17 protein-coding genes and 2 tRNA genes are annotated in these 19098 nt (G+C 71.1%); 11 read left to right on the top strand and 8 right to left on the bottom strand.

Annotation, left to right across the window (positions count from 1 at the left end; all coding sequences use genetic code 11):
- Positions 1 to 353: 353 nt before the first annotated feature.
- Both ACH4D3_RS06485 and ACH4D3_RS06480 read right to left on the bottom strand, forming a co-directional pair.
- On the bottom strand, positions 354 to 1085 hold the full coding sequence (locus ACH4D3_RS06485) for an aspartate/glutamate racemase family protein (protein ID WP_398317075.1): 732 nt from the start codon (positions 1083 to 1085) through the stop codon (positions 354 to 356).
- Positions 1082 to 1984 (bottom strand): decarboxylase, encoded by a 903-nt coding sequence (locus ACH4D3_RS06480; protein WP_398317072.1) that lies wholly within the window; start codon positions 1982 to 1984, stop codon positions 1082 to 1084. The genes ACH4D3_RS06485 and ACH4D3_RS06480 overlap by 4 nt, the downstream gene beginning before the upstream one ends.
- Positions 1985 to 2172: 188 nt before the next feature.
- On the opposite strand from ACH4D3_RS06480, the gene ACH4D3_RS06475 reads away from it, so the two are divergent.
- Together ACH4D3_RS06475 and ACH4D3_RS06470 are read left to right on the top strand one after the other, a co-directional pair.
- Positions 2173 to 3156, top strand: coding sequence for a D-2-hydroxyacid dehydrogenase (locus ACH4D3_RS06475; RefSeq protein ID WP_398317069.1), 984 nt, complete (start codon positions 2173 to 2175; stop codon positions 3154 to 3156).
- A gap of 35 nt (positions 3157 to 3191) precedes the next feature.
- Positions 3192 to 4583 (top strand): amidase, encoded by a 1392-nt coding sequence (locus tag ACH4D3_RS06470; protein ID WP_398317066.1) that lies wholly within the window; start codon positions 3192 to 3194, stop codon positions 4581 to 4583.
- Between the two features lie 166 nt (positions 4584 to 4749).
- Here ACH4D3_RS06470 and ACH4D3_RS06465 read toward each other — a convergent pair whose 3' ends face one another.
- Positions 4750 to 5244, bottom strand: a complete 495-nt coding sequence (locus ACH4D3_RS06465; protein WP_161379005.1) for a DUF3830 family protein — start codon at positions 5242 to 5244, stop codon at positions 4750 to 4752.
- Between the two features lie 107 nt (positions 5245 to 5351).
- On the opposite strand from ACH4D3_RS06465, the gene ehuB reads away from it, so the two are divergent.
- From ehuB to ACH4D3_RS06435, 6 genes are all read left to right on the top strand, one after another.
- Positions 5352 to 6281, top strand: coding sequence for an ectoine/hydroxyectoine ABC transporter substrate-binding protein EhuB (gene ehuB / locus ACH4D3_RS06460; protein ID WP_398317063.1), 930 nt, complete (start codon positions 5352 to 5354; stop codon positions 6279 to 6281).
- Complete coding sequence (gene ehuC, locus ACH4D3_RS06455; RefSeq protein ID WP_398317060.1) at positions 6278 to 6979, top strand: ectoine/hydroxyectoine ABC transporter permease subunit EhuC; 702 nt, start codon at positions 6278 to 6280, stop codon at positions 6977 to 6979. Before ehuB ends, ehuC begins: the two co-directional genes overlap by 4 nt.
- Entirely contained in the window at positions 6976 to 7626 is a 651-nt protein-coding gene (gene ehuD / locus ACH4D3_RS06450) for an ectoine/hydroxyectoine ABC transporter permease subunit EhuD (RefSeq protein WP_398317057.1), read from the top strand. The genes ehuC and ehuD overlap by 4 nt, the downstream gene beginning before the upstream one ends.
- On the top strand, positions 7616 to 8401 hold the full coding sequence (ehuA, locus tag ACH4D3_RS06445; protein WP_007449894.1) for an ectoine/hydroxyectoine ABC transporter ATP-binding protein EhuA: 786 nt from the start codon (positions 7616 to 7618) through the stop codon (positions 8399 to 8401). The genes ehuD and ehuA overlap by 11 nt, the downstream gene beginning before the upstream one ends.
- A gap of 181 nt (positions 8402 to 8582) precedes the next feature.
- The gene (locus ACH4D3_RS06440; RefSeq protein WP_398318887.1) at positions 8583 to 9341 is read left to right on the top strand and encodes an IclR family transcriptional regulator; all 759 of its coding nucleotides are present in this window, start codon (positions 8583 to 8585) and stop codon (positions 9339 to 9341) included.
- A 102-nt stretch (positions 9342 to 9443) separates the two neighbouring features.
- A tRNA-Lys gene (locus ACH4D3_RS06435) sits at positions 9444 to 9517 on the top strand.
- A gap of 45 nt (positions 9518 to 9562) precedes the next feature.
- Here the strand turns inward: ACH4D3_RS06435 and ACH4D3_RS06430 are convergent.
- The 3 genes from ACH4D3_RS06430 to ACH4D3_RS06420 all read right to left on the bottom strand — a co-directional run bounded on the left by ACH4D3_RS06430 (position 9563) and on the right by ACH4D3_RS06420 (position 12539).
- Positions 9563 to 10168, bottom strand: coding sequence for a lytic polysaccharide monooxygenase (locus ACH4D3_RS06430; RefSeq protein WP_398317054.1), 606 nt, complete (start codon positions 10166 to 10168; stop codon positions 9563 to 9565).
- Positions 10169 to 10314: 146 nt separating this feature from the next.
- Positions 10315 to 11466, bottom strand: a complete 1152-nt coding sequence (locus ACH4D3_RS06425; RefSeq protein WP_398317051.1) for an SPFH domain-containing protein — start codon at positions 11464 to 11466, stop codon at positions 10315 to 10317.
- Between the two features lie 56 nt (positions 11467 to 11522).
- Positions 11523 to 12539, bottom strand: a complete 1017-nt coding sequence (locus ACH4D3_RS06420; protein WP_398317048.1) for a peptidoglycan-binding protein — start codon at positions 12537 to 12539, stop codon at positions 11523 to 11525.
- Between the two features lie 196 nt (positions 12540 to 12735).
- Between ACH4D3_RS06420 and ACH4D3_RS06415 the strand changes: the two genes are divergently transcribed.
- From ACH4D3_RS06415 to ACH4D3_RS06405, 3 genes are all read left to right on the top strand, one after another.
- A tRNA-Lys gene (locus ACH4D3_RS06415) sits at positions 12736 to 12809 on the top strand.
- A gap of 297 nt (positions 12810 to 13106) precedes the next feature.
- Entirely contained in the window at positions 13107 to 15068 is a 1962-nt protein-coding gene (locus ACH4D3_RS06410) for a glycosyltransferase family 2 protein (protein ID WP_398317045.1), read from the top strand.
- Positions 15065 to 17002, top strand: coding sequence for a galactose oxidase-like domain-containing protein (locus tag ACH4D3_RS06405; protein WP_398317042.1), 1938 nt, complete (start codon positions 15065 to 15067; stop codon positions 17000 to 17002). Before ACH4D3_RS06410 ends, ACH4D3_RS06405 begins: the two co-directional genes overlap by 4 nt.
- Before the next feature lie 61 nt (positions 17003 to 17063).
- Here the strand turns inward: ACH4D3_RS06405 and ACH4D3_RS06400 are convergent, their stop codons facing one another.
- Together ACH4D3_RS06400 and ACH4D3_RS06395 are read right to left on the bottom strand one after the other, a co-directional pair.
- Positions 17064 to 18095, bottom strand: a complete 1032-nt coding sequence (locus ACH4D3_RS06400) for a glycoside hydrolase family 6 protein (protein ID WP_398317039.1) — start codon at positions 18093 to 18095, stop codon at positions 17064 to 17066.
- Positions 18096 to 18361: 266 nt separating this feature from the next.
- On the bottom strand, positions 18362 to 19096 hold the full coding sequence (locus ACH4D3_RS06395) for a class F sortase (protein WP_398317036.1): 735 nt from the start codon (positions 19094 to 19096) through the stop codon (positions 18362 to 18364).
- Between the last annotated feature and the right edge of the window lie 2 nt (positions 19097 to 19098).

The following is a 19098-nucleotide window of genomic DNA, read 5'->3' as shown; positions in this document are numbered from 1 at the left end:
AACCAGGGCGGAAAGCGCTTTCTCGGCGTGAGAATAGGGGGAGCTTCGAGAGCTGACAAGGGTTCAGGTGCGTAACTTATGGTTCAGATCCGCGATCTGCGTCTATCTACCTGAACCGACGCCGCTCGATGTGCACCCCGGCCGGAGCTGCGGTACGATCATCTTGCCTGATCACGGGGGCCAACTCCCCGCAGCAGGCAGTGCGTTGGTCGTCCAAGGAAAGACGCCCCACTTCCCGTGGGGAAATGCAGGTGCAAGGCCTGCCCAGCGCTCGACGAGAACCCCGGTTCCGCTCACGCGGGACCGGGGTTCTTCCGTGCGGCGGGCCCGTCGTGAACCCGCCGCGGACCGCCTCAGGCCTGCACCACCGGCTCCCGGGTGAACAGCGCGCCCAGTTCCGGCGCGTTGACCCGCCGGTCGGCCAGGCGCAGCCCCTCCCAGATCGTGACCTGGTTGGCGGTGAGGACCGGCTTGCCCAGCTCCTTCTCCAGGGCCGGGATGTACGCCGCCGTGTGCAGGGCCGTGTCCGGGAGGAGCACCGCCTGGACCTCCGGGCGGTCGGCCGCGCGGGCCAGCGCCAGCACCTCCGCCTCGGTCCAGGTGCCGACCTCGGCCGCCGTGACGATGCCCGAGCTGACGACGTCGGCCACCTCGATGCCGGCGGCGCCGAGGAAGTCCGCGAACAGCCGAGCCACGTCGTCCGGATAGGTCGCGCCGATCGAGACCCGCCGCACCCCGAGCTCCTTCGCCGCGTGCACGAAGGCGAAGGAGGTGGACGAGGCCGGCAGGCCCGCCGCCTGGGCCAGGGCGCGCACCTGTTCGTGGGCGCCGTCCCAGCCGTGCACGAAGCTGCCGCTGGTGCAGGCCCACACCACGGCGTCGGCGCCGGACAGCCGCAGCTCGGCCACGCCCGCCTCAAGGCGTCGCGGCGAGCCCATCTCGAGCAGCGCGTCCACCCGGTGGGCGTCCTCGCCGATGTCCGTGTGCACCAGGTCCACCCGGATGTCGCTGCCCAGGAGCTGCTCGATGCGTGGGTAGTCGTCCTCGCCGGAGTGGCCCGGGTACAGGAATCCCAGTGCTGTCATGTCCACCCTTCCTGCTGCTGTTCCGTGTCCGGGACGTCACCGACGCCCGGCATGTCCACCGCGGCGGGTCCGACCGGGCCCGCCACCGCGGGGTCGACGGGGCCCACGGGCCCCACCACCGCGGGACCCGCCGCGCCCGTCGCCGCGGGGCCGAGGCGCGCGGCCGGATCGGTCAGCGCCTGGTACGGCCCCACCGCAGGGGTACCCAGTCGGCGCAGCGCCGCCCACATCGTCACTTGGTTGGCCGAGATCACCGGGATCCGCAGCTCGGCCTCCAGCTGGGGGATCACGTCGTAGGTGGGGAGGTTGGTGCAGGAGATGAACAGGGCGTCCGCCGCCCCCGGTGCGGGTACGGCCCGGCGGGCCATGTCGGCCACGTCGCGGTACGGCACCCGCCAGATGTGCCGGGTGAGCCCCATGAAGGCGCAGCCCGTGATGGTGACGCCCGCCTCGGCGACGTACGCCTCCAGCGCCCGGGTCACGGACACGGTGTACGGCGTCACCAGCGCGACCCGGCGCACGCCCAGCTCGGCCAGCGCGTCGAGCAGGGCGCCGGAGGTGGTGACGGACGGGACCGCGCCCGCCCAGGTCATCGCCTCGCACATGGCGCGTTCCCCGGCGATGCCGCCGACGAAACTGCCCGAGGTGCAGGCGTAGGCGACGACCTCGGGGGCGATGGCGTTGAGGGTGCGCACCGCCTCGCCGAGGGTTTCGTGCTCGCTGACCATCCGGGCGAGGTCCAGACTGACCTCGACGGGCACGAAGGGGGTCCGTGTCATGTGCAGTGACACGTCGTCGGGCACCCATCGCCACAGCTCGCGATCGAGTGCGAAGTCGAACGGGGCGACCACGCCGACCCCGCGTTGCGGAGCTGGTCCGCCGAGAAAGGAGATGTCCATGGCACGCACCGGCCTCACACTGAGAAAGGGGAGGGCAACGCACCGTTACGCACGGCCGTGTTGACGAAGGTAGGTTCCGGTGCGAGCGTGGTCAATCCGCCCGCATCACTCCCAGGTCAACAGCCGGTTAACTTCCGCGTCAACACCTGAACCGCCCCCCGTTTCCACCGACCGGAGACAGACCGCCGATGACCACGTCCCCGCGCACACCCGCGCCCGCGCCGACTCCCGCGCCGACCCTCCTCGTGCTGGACGCCGAACCGCCGCCCCGGCTGGGCCGGCTGACCGGCCGGGCCCGCGTCGAGCACGCCGACGCGGCGACGCTGGCGGAGCGGCTGCCGCACGCCGACGTGCTGCTGGTGTGGGACTTCACCTCGCACGCGGTGCGCGAGGCGTGGCCGGGCGGCGGCCCGCGTCCGCGCTGGGTGCACACGGCGAGCGCCGGCGTGGACCATCTGATGTGCCCGGAGCTGGCCGAGTCGGACACGGTGGTGACCAACGCGCGCGGGGTCTTCGACCTGCCGATCGCCGAGTACGTCGCCGCGCTCGTCCTGGCGATGGCCAAGGACCTGCCCACCACGCTGCGCCTCCAGGGCGAGCGCACCTGGCGGCACCGCGAGTCGATGCGGGTGGCCGGAACCCGCGCCTGCGTGGTGGGCTCCGGCCCGATCGGCCGGGCGATCGCGAGCACACTGGGGGCGCTCGGCATCACCACCGCGCTGGCCGGCCGCACCGCACGCCCCGAGGTGCACGGCCCGGAGGACCTGGACCGGCTGCTGGCCGGGGCCGACTGGGTGGTGGCGGCGGCGCCGCTCACCGACGACACGCGCGGCATGTTCGACGCCCGGCGGTTCGCCCTGATGCGGCCCTCCGCCCGGTTCGTGAACGTGGGGCGGGGCCCGCTGGTCGTCGAGGACGACCTGGTCGAGGCGCTGACCGCGCGCCGGATCGCGGGCGCCGCCCTGGACGTGCTGAACCACGAGCCCCTGACGCCGGACAGTGCCCTGTGGGAGGTGCCGGGGCTGATCGTCTCGCCGCACATGAGCGGGGACACGATCGGCTGGCGGGACGAACTGGGCGCCCAGTTCGTGGAGTTGTTCGAGAGCTGGGCGGCGGGCGGACCGCTGGCCAACGTGGTCGACAAGAAGCGTGGATACGTGCCCGGACACTGACGTCGCCGACGTCACCGACCCGCGGAGGGTGCCGCATGACCGACCTCACCGAGCTGACCGCCGTACAGCTCGTCGACGGCTACCGCAAGGGCGCGTTCAGCCCCGTGGAGGCGACCCGGGCCGTGCTGGCGCGGGCCGAGCGGATCCAGCCGGAGGTGAACGCGTTCGTCCGGCTGACCGGCGAGGAGGCGCTGGACCAGGCCCGGCGGGCCGAGGAGCGGTGGCGCCGCGGGGAGCCGTGCGGGCGTCTGGACGGGGTGCCGGTCACGGTGAAGGACATCCTGCTGACGCGCGGTCAGCCGACCCTGCGCGGATCGCGGGCCGTCTCGCCGGACGGCCCCTGGGAGGAGGACGCGCCGTCCGTGGCGCGGCTGCGCGAGCACGGCGCGGTGTTCGTCGGCAAGACCACCACGCCCGAGTACGGCTGGAAGGGCGTGACGGACTCGCCCCTGTCCGGCGTGACGCGGAACCCGCACGATCCCTCCCGTACCGCGGGCGGCTCCAGCGGGGGTGCGGCGGCGGCCGTGGCGCTCGGGGCGGGCCCGCTGGCGCTGGGCACGGACGGCGGCGGCAGTGTGCGCATCCCGGCGTCCTTCTGCGGCGTCTTCGGCCTGAAACCGACGTACGGCCGGGTGCCGCTGTACCCGGCGAGCGCGTTCGGCACCCTCGCGCACGTCGGTCCGATGACGCGGGACGCGGCGGACGCGGCGCTGATGCTGGACGTCGTCGGCTCCCCGGACGCCCGGGACTGGTCGGCGCTGGGCCCGGCGCCCGGGTCGTACACCGAGGCCCTGCCGGGCGGGGTGCGGGGGCTGCGGGTGGCGTACTCGCCCTCGCTCGGCGGTCAGGTGGCGGTGCGTCCGGCGGTGGCCGGGGCGGTGCGGCGGGCGGTGGAGCGGCTGGCGGAGCTGGGCGCGTACGTGACGGAGGCCGACCCCGACTTCACGGACCCGGTGGACGCCTTCCACACGCTGTGGTTCAGCGGGGCCGCGCGGGTGGTGCAGCACCTGCGGGCGGGGCAGCGGGAGCTGCTGGACCCGGGGCTGCGGGAGATCGTCGGGGCGGGGGCGCGGTACTCGGCGCTGGACTATCTGGCGGCGGTGGACGTGCGGATGGAGTTGGGGCGGCGGATGGGCGGCTTCCACGAGGCGTACGACCTGCTGGTGACGCCGACGCTGCCGATCACGGCGTTCGAGGCGGGGGTGGAGGTGCCGAAGGGGTCGGGGCAGCGGCGGTGGACGGGGTGGACGCCGTTCACGTATCCGTTCAATCTCACGCAGCAGCCTGCTGCCACCGTGCCGGTGGGGGTGGACGGGGACGGGCTGCCGATCGGCGTGCAGATCGTCGCGGCCCGCCACCGCGACGACCTGGTCCTGCGGGCCGCGCACGCGCTGTACGAGGGGGGTACGGGTACGTCGGCCCAGTAGTTGACCGGCGTCGGTGTGAGCGTGGGGTGGGGGACGCTGACCGGCGCTGGCCGGGTGCCTCCCCCAGTGCCTGAACGGCCTGGGAGGTACCCCCAGCGCCCACCCGTGCCGCCCCAGCGGCACGACTGCCCGCAGGCTCGGGCCGGGGCGGCACCACTGCCTGCGGCTAGGCCCTCCGGAAGCTCAGGGTCTCCCCCGCGGCGCCCGTGCGCCACAGGTCGTTGCAGGCCTCTGCCATCGCCTCCAGGCCCTCGGTGATGCGGCCCCAGACGGTGCCGGGGACCCAGCCGACGTCGCCGTTGAGGAGCAGGTTGTTGCGCTCGTAAAAGAGCGCGAGGTCGACGAGGGTGGTGCCGGGGCGGACCTCGCGGTCGTAGCCGTACGCCTTCGTGCCCAGCTCGGCACCCGCGAAGGCGAAATAGCACAGGTCGCCCGGAATGGGCGTTACCGTCGGGTTCTCCAGCGGGGGTTCGGATGTCGCGAAGGGCGGGAAAAGGGCGTAGATCTCGTTGCGGGCGTATTTGGCATGGTACACGTCGCCGCCGAGGGGGAGCGCGTCCCACACGGCCGCGCAGGTGATCGGGGCCCGGTCGTCGAGCAGTTGGGCCGTGCAGGTGATTCCGCGCTTGACCAGCGAGACTTCGATGTAGCGATCAGCCATGCCCTCCATGGCAGTGCCCCGCGGCCCCGCGGTCAAGGGCGCCGGGCCGATGTATCGGACTGAAAAAGATCGGCATAACCTGCCCACCTTCGGGTAGCTGCGCGCCCATGGCTCCACCACACAGAACCCCACCAAGGGGTATATCCGACCTAAGGTCCAGGACAGCCGGGCCCACCCGCCGGTCGCTGCTCGCGGGGGTCGCGGCGCTCGGCGCGCTGGGGGCGGCCGGCTGCTCGCGGGTGGCCACCGCTTCCGACGTCAAGGGGGGAGACCTGCTCGGGCGGCTGAGGGCACAGGGCGTCGCCCGGCTCGGCATCGCCGGCGAGATCCCCTTCGGGTACATCGACAAGAACGGCGAGCTGACCGGTGAGGCCCCGGAGCTGGCGAAGGTCATCTTCAAGCGGCTCGGAGTGGACCGGGTGCAGCCCGTGCCGACGGAGTTCGGCTCCCTCATCCCGGGGCTCGCGTCCCAGCAGTTCGACATCGTGGCGGCCGGGATGTACATCAACGCCGACCGCTGCGAGCAGGTCATCTTCTCCGACCCCGACTACCAGATGCTCGACGCGTACATCGTGCGCAAGGGCAACCCGCTCGGGCTGCACAACTACCGGGACGTCGTCAAGAAGAAGGCCAAGTTCGCGACCGGCACCGGCTACGCCGAGATCGCCTACGCGGTGGAGCACGGGTACAAGGAGGACGACATCGTGATCGTCCCCGACCAGGTGGCCGGACTCAACGCCGTCGAGTCCGGGCGCGTGGACGTCTTCGCGGGCACGGCCCTGACCGTCCGCGAGGTGGTGAAGAAGTCGAACAAGGCGGAGGCGACCGAGCCCTTCGCACCGCTGGTCGGCGGCAAGCCCCACGTCGACGGCGGCGCCTTCGCCTTCCGCCCGGACGAGACCAACCTGCGGGACGCCTTCAACGTCGAGCTGCAGAAGCTGAAGAAGAGCGGCGAACTGCTGCGGATCCTCAAGCCCTTCGGTTTCACCGAGGAAGAGATGACGGATCTGACCGCGAAGGAGCTCTGCGGCGGATGACCTCGGGACTGTGGGAACTCGTACTCCAGGGCGTCTGGGTCACCGTCCAGCTGCTCTTCTTCAGCTCGTTGCTGGCGACGGGCGTGTCCTTCGTGGTCGGTATCGCGCGCACCCACCGGCTGTGGATCGTCCGCTTCCTCGCGGGCTTCTACACCGAGGTGTTCCGCGGGACCTCCGCGCTGGTGATGATCTTCTGGGTCTTCTTCGTGCTGCCGCCCGCCTTCGGCTGGCAGCTGGTGCCGATGTGGGCGGGCACGCTGGCGCTCGGTCTGACCTACGGGGCGTACGGCTCCGAGATCGTGCGCGGCGCGCTGGCCGCGGTCGACCCGGCGCAGAAGGAGGGCGGTATCGCGCTCAGCTTCACGCCCTGGCAGCGGATGAAGCTGATCCTGCTGCCGCAGGCGGTGCCGGAGATGATCCCGCCGTTCTCCAACCTGCTGATCGAGCTGCTCAAGGGCACCGCCCTGGTGTCGATCATGGGCATGGGGGACCTGGCCTTCAGCGCCAACCTGGTGCGCCTGGCGCTGCAGGAGAGCGCGGAGATCTACACGTACGTCCTGCTGATCTACTTCGTGATCGCGTTCCTGCTCACGCGGGTGATGCGCGGCCTGGAGAAGAAGCTGAAGGCGGGCGTCGGAAAGGCGCCGAAGAAGAAGACGGCGGCCGTGCGCGTGCCTGAGGGAAGTGGTGTGTCGTGAAATGGGACTGGAGCGCGGTCTCCGACTTCATGCCGCACTTCTGGGACGGCCTGCTGGTCACCCTGCAGATCCTGGTCCTCGGCTCGCTGGTCTCCTTCGGCCTCGGCCTGGTGTGGGCGCTGCTGATGCGGGTGCCGAGCCGCTGGGTGACCTGGCCGGTCGGTGTGGTCACCGAGTTCGTCCGCAACACCCCGCTGCTGGTGCAGCTGTTCTTCCTGTTCTACGTGCTGCCCGAGTGGGACATCACGTTCTCGGCGCTCACCACCGGTGTGGTCGCCATCGGCCTGCACTACTCGACGTACACGATGCAGGTCTACCGGGCCGGCATCGAGGGGGTGCCGGTCGGCCAGTGGGAGGCCGCGACGGCGCTGAACCTGCCGATGCGGCGGACCTGGACGGCGGTCATCCTGCCGCAGGCGATCCGCCGGGTGGCCCCCGCCCTCGGCAACTACGTGATCTCCATGCTGAAGGACACGCCGCTGCTGATGGCGATCACGGTCCTTGAGATGCTCGGCGAGGCGCGGCTGTTCTCGCAGCAGAACTTCCAGTTCACCGAGCCCCTGACGGTGATCGGTGTGGCCTTCATCATCATCTCCTACCTGGCCTCCCTTGCCCTGCGAGCCCTGGAGCGACGCCTTGCCCACTGACACTCTTCCCAACCCCGAGAAAAGCCCCGAGCGCAGCTCCGGCGAGCTGATCCGCCTGGAGCAGGTCACCAAGCGGTTCGGGGACAACACCGTCCTCGACCACCTGGACTTCTCCGTCGACGCCGGCAAGCACGTCACCCTGATCGGCCCGTCCGGTTCGGGCAAGACGACGATCCTGCGGCTGCTGATGACGCTCCTGAAGCCCGACGAGGGCACGATCACCGTGGACGGGCAGAAGCTCTTCCCGGCGACCGAGAAGGAGCGGCGCGAGGTCCGCAAGCAGATCGGGATGGTGTTCCAGCAGTTCAACCTGTTCCCGAACATGAGCGTCCTGCGCAACATCACCGAGGCGCCGGTCACGGTCCTCGGGATGTCCAAGGACGAGGCCGTGGAGCGGGCCAAGGGCCTGCTGGACATGGTGGGCCTGGCCGACAAGTGCGACGCCCGGCCGGCCCAGCTCTCCGGCGGCCAGCAGCAGCGGGTGGCGATAGCCCGGGCACTGGCGATGCGCCCGAAGGTGCTGCTGCTCGACGAGGTGACCTCGGCGCTCGACCCGGAGCTGGTCGCGGGCGTCCTGGACCTGCTGCGGGACATCGCCCGCACCACGGACATCACCATGCTCTGCGTGACCCACGAGATGAACTTCGCCCGGGACATCTCGGACCAGGTCCTGATGTTCGACTCGGGCCGGGTCATCGAGGCCGGCGCGCCGGAGAAGATCTTCAGCGAGCCGGAGCACGACCGGACGCGGGAGTTTCTCAGCGCCGTCCTGTAATTGCGCGGTGCCGCCGCCCCAACGTCCGAGGTCGGGACGTTGGGGCAGGCCATCGGCATATGCCAGAGGGCCTGCGTCGCAGATGAGGGCCCCGAAATCCGGTCAACACCCCCTCACGAGAAGCCCCTTGGCGGCTATCGTGAACGCAGGGATGCACCAGCGAGCGCAGGGGGAGACCACCGTGGCGCTGCAGCACAAGCCGACCGCGCCGCCCCACCCGACCGAGGACGCCCTGCGCGTCCTGGAGACGGTGGCGCGGCACACCTCCGGTGTCACCGACACCGAGATCGCCCGCGAGAGCGGCATCGGCACGGAGCGCCTGACCACGCTCCTGCGCATGCTGCGCCGCGAGGCATACGTCGAGCAGACCGCCGACGGCGCGTACGTCACCGGGGAGGCACTGGCCCGCCTCGGCTCGGCCCAGGGCCGCGAGCAGGCGCTGCGCGAGAAGCTCCAGCGCACCCTGGAGGGGCTGCGCGACTCGGTGGGCGCCGCCGTCTACATCAGCCGGTACGTCGACGGCGAGGTCAGCGTCACCCAGTACGCCGACAGCCCGGCCGCGCCCAGGGTGAACGAGTGGGTGGACTTCCGCGTCTCGGCGCACGCCACCGCGGTGGGCAAGTCCCTGCTGACCCAGCTGGACCACGCGGGCCGCCGCGACCACCTGGCCCGGCACCGGATGGCCCGCCTGACCTCGCGCACCATCACCAGCGACAAGCTGCTGCTGTCCCGGCTGGAGTCCCAGCCGGCCACCGTGCCCGTCCTGGACCTCCAGGAGTACGCGGTCGGCACGGTCTGCGCGGCCGTCCCGATCACCGCCGGTTCCGCCGTGGGCTGCCTGGCCCTGTCGCTGCCGGTCGAGCACGCGCACCGGCTGCGCCGGGCCGCGGACGAGCTGAACCGGAGCGCGGCACCGGTGCTGCTGTCGCTGGCGATCTAGCTCCGCTCGGGCGGGCCGGGCCGGAGTCGGTCACGAGCACTGCCCGGGACCGGGTAGTATTTTCGTCGTCGCCGACCGCGGGAAGCGGACGGCGGGAGTCATGCGCCGCTAGCTCAGTTGGTTAGAGCAGCTGACTCTTAATCAGCGGGTCCGGGGTTCGAGTCCCTGGCGGCGCACACAAGGAAGGGCCCCCTCGCTCGGCGAGGGGGCCCTTCCGCCGTTCAGAAGGTGACGTCCGAGCAGGCGTAGAACGCGTTGCCCGTGTCGTGGACCGTCCACACCGCGAGGATCACGTGGTGTCCGCTCAGCCCGGACGGCAGGGTGCCGCTGTGGGAGAGGGTGGCCGGGGGCTGCTTGCCGCCGTAGGGCACCGTGAAGAACGGGGTGAGGTTGAGGTCGGACCGGGCCAGGTTGTGGTTCTGGTTCCAGCCCGGCTTGGTGACGTAGTACTTGAAGTCGGTCGTGGCGTGCCGGGCGGTGAACTGCCAGCGGAAGGTGTAGCTCTGTCCGCCGTTCACCCTGGTGGTCGGCCACGCCTGGCCGTTCGGCTGCTTGGGGCTGTCGAGCGCGGCGAACGACCCGTGTCCCGCGGAACAGATCCTGCCGTCGGCCGGCCCGGAGGCCGGGAAGCCCTTGGGCCCCTCCACGCTCTGCGGCTCCCACTGGATGGCGCCGCATCCGCCGACCGTGCCGTTCTGGCACACCTTCTGCCGGCTGACGGGCAGGTCGGTGTAGCCGTGACCGCTGGCGCCGCCGGACGAGAGCACGAGGGCTCCGGTGGTCGCCATGCCCAGCGCGGCCGCGTACAACTTGGTCCTGGTGCGCATACTGCTGCTCCCTGTGACGTGTGGGGAAGTTCAGGGGAAGTTCAGTGAGCCGTGCAGTTGAACCGTGCAGTTGAACCGTGCAGGTCTAGACCAAGTCTCAGATTATTGCTGACAATTGAACATGTCCATACCAAACGCGGAACAGGTCAGCGCCCCGCGTCCCCCCGCCCCGCGCAGAACGCCACCGTCAGGTCCTTCACGAGCACCTTGCGCTCGTAGTCGTCCAGCTCCACCAGCCCGCGCATGGTCAGCCGGGTCACCGTGTCCTCCACCGAGTCCACGACCGAGGTGAGCACGCTCGCCCGCTGCGCCGCGTCCAGCGCCGCGATCCGGCGCCGGTGCATCGCGGCGGCGACCTCGGGGGCGTACTCCACCCGGACCGGCCGCACCGAGAACACCTCCAGGCCGACCGGCGCCGCGTCCGCCGCCACCAGCCGGGTCAGCGTGTCCCCGGCCACGTCCGCCGAACTGCGCACCGTGCCGAGCGGCTCCACCGGGACCCGGGCCAGCGCCGCCTCGACGCACTCGCGCAGATACGTCTCGTGGTCCTCGACCCCCAGCGTGGCCTTCGCGGTGTCCCGCACCCGCCACACCACCAGCGTCACCGCCCTGAGCGCCACCCCGTTGCCGTCGGCCGCGGGCATCGGCTCGCTGCGCCAGTGCCGCAGCCGCACGTCCACCCGTCGGCGCAGCAGCAGCGGGTTCACCCACATCAGGCCGGTGCGCCGCACCGTACCCCGGTAGCGGCCGAACAGGCCGAGCACCCAGGCCCGTCCGGTCCGGCCCCGGGCCAGTCCCCCGAACCCGAACATCCCCAGCGCCCCCGCCGCCGCGTACGCCGCCCACTGCGCGGGCCCGAGCCCGGCCCCCGCGTACGCCGGCAGCCCCAGCGCCTGGGCCGCGAGCGGCGGCACCAGACCCGCCCACCAGGAGGTGGCCGCGCACCCGGCCGCCCCGCACAGACCGGCGGCCACGCCCGCGGCGCCGGGCAGCACCCGGGCCGGACGCTCCGTCAGCTCCGGGTCGACCCGGGGTGCCGGGCGCGGGCGCGCCGCGACGGGGCGCCGCGCGCCCGGCCGCGCCCCGGTCCGCTCCCCCGGGCCCGGCCGGCGCGCGACGACCGCGGGCGGCAGCGGTACCGGTGCCGGATCGGGGTCGTCGCGGAACAGCAGGTGGACGGGGATCTCGGTGGTGGCCTCGTTGTGGATGAGCCGGGCGGGCCGTTGACCGGTCGCCGCCGCGGACTCCGCCGGTGCCGCCGGCGCGGTCTCCGGGTTCGTTGACGATGTCGTACTCATGCGTCCTCCAGCCTCCGCGCCAGACGCGTCATGAACGGATGATCACCCCGGGGCGCTCAGGAGAAGAGCCGCCGCCAGGTCTCCGGGCCCGGGTGGCCGTCCGCCGCTCCGCCGCGCCAGCCCTGGGCGCGCTGGAAGGCCTGGACGCCCCGCCGGTCCGCCTCGCCCCAGCGCGGACCCGGCCCCCTCGTGTAGTACGTGCCGAATCCCTTCCTCACCAGCTGCCCGCCGAGCCGGGTGACGTACGGGTTGTCCGCGCCCGGCCGGAACATCCCCCGGCCGGGGTATCCGGCCACCCCGTGCGAGGCGGGACCCGCGGCCCCGGCCGCCGCGACCCCCTGGTAGCGGTACGGCAGGTACTGGGCGGAGTCGCTCCAGTAGGCGTAGGGCGTGTCGCGCTCGCGGGTGTGCGGCGGGGTCTGCTCGTACGCCGTGTAGGCGGTGCGCGTGCCGTCCGTCCAGCCGCCGAAGATCACCACGTGGGAGCCCGCCTGGGGGTCGGACGCGTTGTGGAAGAGCAGGATGTCGCCGGGCCGCAGCTCCTCCTTGGTGATGCGGTCGGCGACGGTGCCGAGGCTTCCGGTCCACTCGTTGGCGGGCAGCTTCCAGGCCATCGACACGAAGCCCGAGCAGTCCTGCCGGTAACCGTCGGACCAGTAGGCGGTCGTGCTGTACGGGACCTTCGCGGCCACCCAGCTCCTGGCCCGCTCGATGATCTCCGTACGGGTGACGCCGGCCAGTTCCGCACCGGCCGGGGGCGCCGCGGGCCGGCCCACCGGGCCGTGCAGCGGGGCTCGCGGCCCCTGGGGAGTGCCGGGCTCGTCACCTGCCGGAACGCCCGGCCGATGGACGGCGTGGGCGGCCGCCGGAAGCGCCGCCGCCGCGCCCGCGCCGAGGACGGACACGGCGGTGGCGGAAGCGGCCGCGGTGGCCGCGACCAGCGTGCGGTACGCCGCCGGATGGGCGAGCGCGCGGCCCGCCGGGGCATGCGGCAGCACCCGCCGCCAGTGGCGGCAGCCGGCGCAGTCGCAGTCGCTCGCGGGCTCGATCTCCTCGAATACGGGAGTCTCCATGCGATTCCCCTCACACTCCCGGTGGGCAGGTCCGCGGCGGTACGGTTCGGTACATCTCGGTCAGTTTCGCAACTGTCTTCACCACGCGCATGTTGACGGTCCGAATGATGTACCCGGCGAGGGGCGGCCCCGCGGGTGCCGCGGGCGGTGGTCCGGAGCACCGGTCGGCGTCGGGTAGAGTTGTGCAGGTCAGCAGGCGCCGCTAGCTCAGTTGGTTAGAGCAGCTGACTCTTAATCAGCGGGTCCGGGGTTCGAGTCCCTGGCGGCGCACCGACGGCCGAAGGCCCTCCGTATCACACGGGGGGCCTTCGGCGTATCCGGTACCGGGACGTCTTGCGATCATGGCGAACGCCGTAGAACCCTGGTCCGGTTGGGGGGCCGGGTGCCGAGGCGATGCCGAGGGGGGCATCATGCAACCGGGGGTCGCCGTTCCATGTCTATATAAGGTGTGGATGCCGTGGTGATCAGTGACCCACCACCACTGATACGTCCGTGACGGCCGAGGGGGGCCGGAGCGGGCGAAGCAAGCGACGAAACACGCATGACCCGCGTGTGGGGGGATGACACATGACGTCGACGCCGACGGGCGCCGGGCAGGACCACGACCCGTCCCAGACCACCCAGCTCAGGGTGCCCGGGCACCGGAACTGGAACACCGGTTCGTTCCGCCGGATAAAGAAGACGCTGCCGAAGTACGACTACGAGCACTACAGCCGCCTCGCGGGCCCCCTCACCCAGCCCGACCCGAACAAGCCGTACCGGGTGCAGTACCGCTCGCTGATCTCTCAGGAGCCGCACCGCCTCCGGGTCGCCCTGATGCTGGCCGCCGCCCCGCTGCTGTCGGTGGTGCTGCTGGTCTGGCTGCTCCAGCCGGAGCACTGGACGGAGCGCGACTACGTGGCCTTCTCCTGGCTGCCCGCGCTCGACATCGTGATGCTGGTCGCGATCGGCCTGATCGAGCTGTTCCGCTGCCTGAACGTGCTGTCGAACGCGCACGCCACCCTGGTCGCCCGCGACCCGGTCCCGGTGGTGCCCGAGACCGGCACCAGGGTCGCCTTCCTCACCTCCTTCGTGCCCGGCAAGGAGCCGCTGGAGATGGTGACGAAGACCCTGGAGGCGGCCGTGAAGATCCGCCACCGCGGCCTGATGCACGTCTGGCTCCTCGACGAGGGCGACGACCCGGAGGTGAAGGAGGTGTGCGCGCGCCTGGGCGTGCACCACTTCTCCCGCAAGGGCGTCGCGAAGTGGAACCGGAAGAAGGGCCCGCACCGCGCCAAGACCAAGCACGGCAACTACAACGCCTGGCTCGACGCGCACGGCGACGACTACGACTTCTTCGCCTCCGTCGACACCGACCACGTGCCGCTGCCGAACTACCTGGAGCGGATGCTCGGCTTCTTCCGCGACCCGGACGTCGGCTTCGTCATCGGCCCGCAGGTCTACGGCAACTACGACAACCCGATCACCAAAGCCGCCGAGTCGCAGCAGTTCCTCTTCCACGCGCTCATCCAGCGCGCCGGCAACCGCTACGGCGGGCCGATGTTCGTGGGCACCTCCAACGCGGTGCGCATCAGGGCGCTCAAGCAGATCGGCGGCCTGTACGACTCGATCACCGAGGACATGGCGACCGGCTTCGAGATGCACCGCCACAAGAACCCGGTCACCGGCCGCAAGTGGCGCTCGGTCTACACCCCGGACGTGCTCGCGGTCGGCGAGGGCCCGAACGCCTGGACGGACTTCTTCACCCAGCAGATGCGCTGGTCGCGGGGGACGTACGAGACGATCCTCAAGCAGTACTGGAAGGGCTGGTACTCGCTGCCGCCGAGCAAGCTCTTCAACTACACGATGATGATCATCTTCTATCCGATGTCGGCCCTGAACTGGATCCTGGCGGCGCTGAGCTGCTGCCTGTTCCTGGGCCTGGGCGCCTCCGGCGTCAACATCGACCCGGCGGTCTGGCTGATGCTCTACGGCAACGCCTCCGCGCTCCAGATCGGCCTGTACGTCTGGAACCGCCGCCACAACGTCTCCCCGCACGAGCCGGAGGGCTCCGGCGGCGTGGCCGGCATGATCATGTCCGCGCTGTCGGCGCCGCTGTACGCGAAGGCGCTCATCGACTCCGTGCTGCGCCGCAAGAGCAAGTTCGTGGTGACCCCGAAGGGCGACTCGGCGAGCCCGGACACCCTGTTCGGCACCTTCCGCTACCACTGGTACTTCATCGTGATCTTCGGCGGCTCGATCGCCGCCGGCTTCGTCTACGGCCACTCGCACCCCGCGATGATCATCTGGGCGACGTTCGCGCTGCTGATCACCGCGTCGCCGATGTTCGCCTGGCGCCACGAGCTGAGGAAGGCGAAGAAGCAACCGCCGGTCGCTGCGGCGGAGCCCGCACCGCGGGTCCCGCCGCAGCAGGCGCCGTACGGACAGCACGCGCCGCAGCAGAGGCCCGACTGGGCCGCCCCCGCCGACGGGGGAGACGACCAGACCATGCAGATCGCCCTTGGTGGACTTGGGGGACGTAAGGAATGAAAGACCGTGCCGGCCGCCGCCGCGCCCGTCGCTTCGCGATAGGTACGGCGGTGGTAGTCGCGCTGGCCGGGATGAACGGGCCGTGGCTCTACCGCTTCGGGACCGAGAAATACCACCAGTACAAGATCAATCAGCCGGAGTACAAGGCCGCCAACGGCAAGTGGGAGATCATCGAGTTTCCCGAGAAGTACCGGCAGAACACCATCCACGCGGCACTGCTGCGCACCGGCAAGGTGCTGATGGTCGCCGGGTCCGGCAACAACCAGGACAACTCCGACGACAAGCAGTACGACACCCGGATCTGGGACCCCGTCAAGGGCACCATCAAGAAGGTGCCGACGCCCACCGACCTGTTCTGCACCGGACACACGCAGCTCGCCAACGGCAACCTGCTGATCGCGGGCGGCACCAAGCGGTACGAGAAGCTCAAGGGCGACGTCACCAAGGCCGGCGGCCTGATGGTCGTCCACAACGAGAACCCGGACAAGCCGATCACCCTCCCGGCGGGCACCAAGTTCACCGGCAAGGAGAACGGCAAGACCTTCGTCTCCAAGGACCCGGTCCTGGTGCCCCGCGCCAAGAAGGTCTTCGACCCGGAGACCGGCGCGTTCGTGCGCAACGACCCGGGCCTCGGCCGGATCTACGTCGAGGCGCAGAAGAGCGGCCACAAGTACGAGACGGGCACGGAGGACAACTACCGCATCCAGGGCCTGTCGGGTGCCGACGCCCGCAACACGTACGGCATCGCACAGAAGCTCGCCCTCGACAAGAAGGACTTCCAGGGCATCCGGGACGCCTTCGAGTTCGACCCGGTCGCCGAGAAGTACATCAAGGTCGACCCGATGCACGAGGCCCGCTGGTACCCGACGCTCACCACCCTGGGCGACGGCAAGATCCTCAGCGTCTCCGGCCTCGACGACATCGGCCAGCTGGTCCCCGGCAAGAACGAGATCTACGACCCGAAGACCAAGGAGTGGACCTACACCGACAAGGTCCGCCAGTTCCCGACGTACCCGGCGCTGTTCCTGATGCAGAACGGCAAGATCTTCTACTCGGGCGCGAACGCGGGGTACGGACCCGACGACGTGGGCCGCACCCCGGGCATCTGGGACGTGGAGACCAACAAGTTCACCAAGGTCCCCGGCATGAGCGACAAGAACATGCTGGAGACGGCGAACACGGTGCTGCTGCCCCCGGCGCAGGACGAGAAGTACATGGTGATCGGCGGCGGCGGGGTCGGCGAGTCCAAGCTGTCCAGCGAGAAGACCCGGATCGCCGACCTCAAGGCGGACGACCCGAAGTTCGTCGACGGACCGTCACTGGAGAAGGGCACGCGCTACCCGCAGGCCTCGGTCCTGCCCGACGACAGCGTGCTGGTCTCGGGCGGCTCGGAGGACTACCGGGGCCGCGGCGACTCCAACATCCTCCAGGCGCGGCTCTACCACCCGGACACGAACGAGTTCGAACGGGTCGCCGACCCGCTGGTGGGACGCAACTACCACTCCGGGTCCATCCTGCTGCCCGACGGACGGCTGATGTTCTTCGGCTCGGACTCGCTCTACGCCGACAAGGCCAACACCAAGCCGGGCAAGTTCGAGCAGCGGATCGAGATCTACACGCCGCCGTACCTGTACCGCGACTCGCGGCCCGACCTGTCCGGCGGCCCGCAGACCATCGCGCGCGGTGAGTCGGGGACGTTCACCTCGCGTGCGGCGTCGACGGTCAAGAAGGTGCGGCTGATCCGGCCGAGCGCGTCGACCCACGTCACGGACGTGGATCAGCGGTCCATCGCGCTGGACTTCAAGGCGGACGGGGACAAGCTGACGGTGACGGTGCCGGAGGGCAAGAACCTGGTTCAGTCGGGGTGGTACATGATGTTCGTGACGGACGGGGAGGGGACGCCGAGCAAGGCGGAGTGGGTGCGGGTGCCGTAGCGCTGCGGCGGTAGCCGCACATGTCAGGTCCCCGCGCCCTTTGAAGCGCGGGGACCCGGCGTCACCCGGTGCCCTCGGCCAGACTCAAGGCGTACTGCGGATACCACTCCCCCGCCTTCGGACCGCCCTTGCACTCGCCGTCCGACTCCCCGGGGCGCTTGACCCACAGGTAGGCGTCGACCAGGGGGTCGGCGGTCTTCGTCGTCGGGGTTTCGCCGAGGGCCCGGCCCGGAGGGTTGCACCAGCGTTCGTCCGGGGCGCCCTCGGTGTAGGGGCCGTTGCCGTTGCGGCTGGTGTCGATGACGAAGGGCTTGCCGCCCACCTTGGCGGAGAGCTGCTTGCCGTAGGCGATGGAGTCCTCGGTGGTGTAGAAGTTCGACACGTTGACCGCGAAGCCGTCGGCCTGGTCGATGCCGGCCCGCTTCAGCGGGTCGAAGATCTGGTCGGGGTGGCCCCAGCCGGCGTTGCCCGCGTCCAGGTACACCTTGGTGTTCTTCAGGGCGCCGAGCTTGGCGATCGCGCCCTTGAGGAGGTCGTAGCGCTCCTCGTGGAACTCCTGCGGGGTGCAGCCGTCGACGAGGTGGAGCACGGCGTCCGGTTCCAGGACGACGGTGGCGGCGCGGTCGCCGATGCCCTTGGCGACGCCGTCGACGAAGGAGCGGTAGGCGTTGCCGTCCGCGGCGCCGCCCTCGGAGTACTGGCCGCAGTCCCGGTGCGGGATGTTGTAGAGGACGAGCAGCGCGGTGCGGCCGGCCTCGTCGGCGGCCTCGGTGAAGCCGCGGGCCTGCTCCTCGGGGTTCTCCGGGCTGATCCACTCGCCGGTCGGCTGCTGGGCGATCTTGCGGATCTCTTCGGCCTGGTCCTTCTTGCCCGACTCGGTCAGCGACGCGACCTGCTGGGCCGCGTTGCCGTCGGGGTTGACCCAGAACGGGTCGGTCTCCTTGGGCTGTTGCGTGATCCCGGCGCCCGCGCCCTTGTCGTCCCCGTCGCCGGACGAGGAGCAGCCCGCGAGCAGCAGGGCCGCCGCCCCGAGTGCCGCCGCCGACGCGGCCCCCCTCCTGGACATGCTTCCGGCCGCCTTGCTGCCGTACATCCAACCCCCCTGGGTGCACTGTTCCGAGGCTCAATCCTGACATACGCCTCCCGCGCCCACGCGGTTCCCGGGCGGGGGCTCCGGGTCTGTGCTAGGGCCTGTCTGACAATTCGCGTCGTCGCCCGAAGGGCGGCCGCGCGGCGTCAGGTGCGTGCTCTCGGCGTGCCGGCCCCAGACCCGCGTACTGGCCGTACTCGGGTCTGGGGCCGGTGCGGCGAGAGTGCGTGCATGGCGTCGCGCGGCAGACGGGAATTGTCAGACAGGCCCTAGGAGCCGGTTCCGGTCAGGTAGGCGGAGACGACCACGTTGGCCGTGTAGCTGTCGGTGGCCTGGTCGAAGGTGCCGCCGCAGGTGATGAGGCGGAGCTCCGAGCGGTCCGTGTCGCGGGGTCCGTAGGCCTGCTGGGCGTCGAAGCCGTCGCGGGTGAGGACCTGGACGTCGTCGACGGTGAACTCGGCGACCTCCGCGTCGTCGCGGGCCACCCGGATCGTCTGGCCGGGTTCGAGGGTGCTGAGCCGGTAGAACACGGCGGGCCGGGTCTCGGTGTCGACGTGGCCGACCAGCAGGGCGGTCCCGGCGGCTCCGGGGGTGGCCCCGGCCGCGTACCAGCCGACGGTGCCGGGCTGGTCGAAGGGCGGTGGTTCGATGGCGCCCTTGGCGTCGAGGCCGCGGGCCACGACGGGGGCGTCGATGTCGAGTCCGGGGACGTCGAGCCGCTGCGGCCGGGCGTCGTCGAGGGGCGCGTGGGCCGGGGGCAGCGGGACGTCGGGGGGCCGCCCGGCCGCCGCCATGTCCCCGGTGGCCGGCCGCGATATGCCCTCCCGCACGTCGGTGGCCTCGCGGCCCCAGAGCCACAGCCCGAGCAGCAGCACCGCCCAGGCGATGCCGGTGACCAGGCGCCCGCCGGGGGCGGCGGGCGGCGGCGCGGCCTCCGAGGCGGCCTCCGGCGTGGTTCCCGGCGCGGGCGTCCGTCCGGTGTCCTGCTCGTCCTGTTCGGACATGG

The sequence above is a fragment of the Streptomyces sp. NPDC018026 genome (assembly GCF_044327745.1).
Lineage (GTDB): Bacteria > Actinomycetota > Actinomycetes > Streptomycetales > Streptomycetaceae > Streptomyces > Streptomyces rubrogriseus.
The sequence above is the reverse complement of the archived record's forward strand: the minus strand, read 5'-3'. Positions and strand labels throughout refer to the sequence as shown.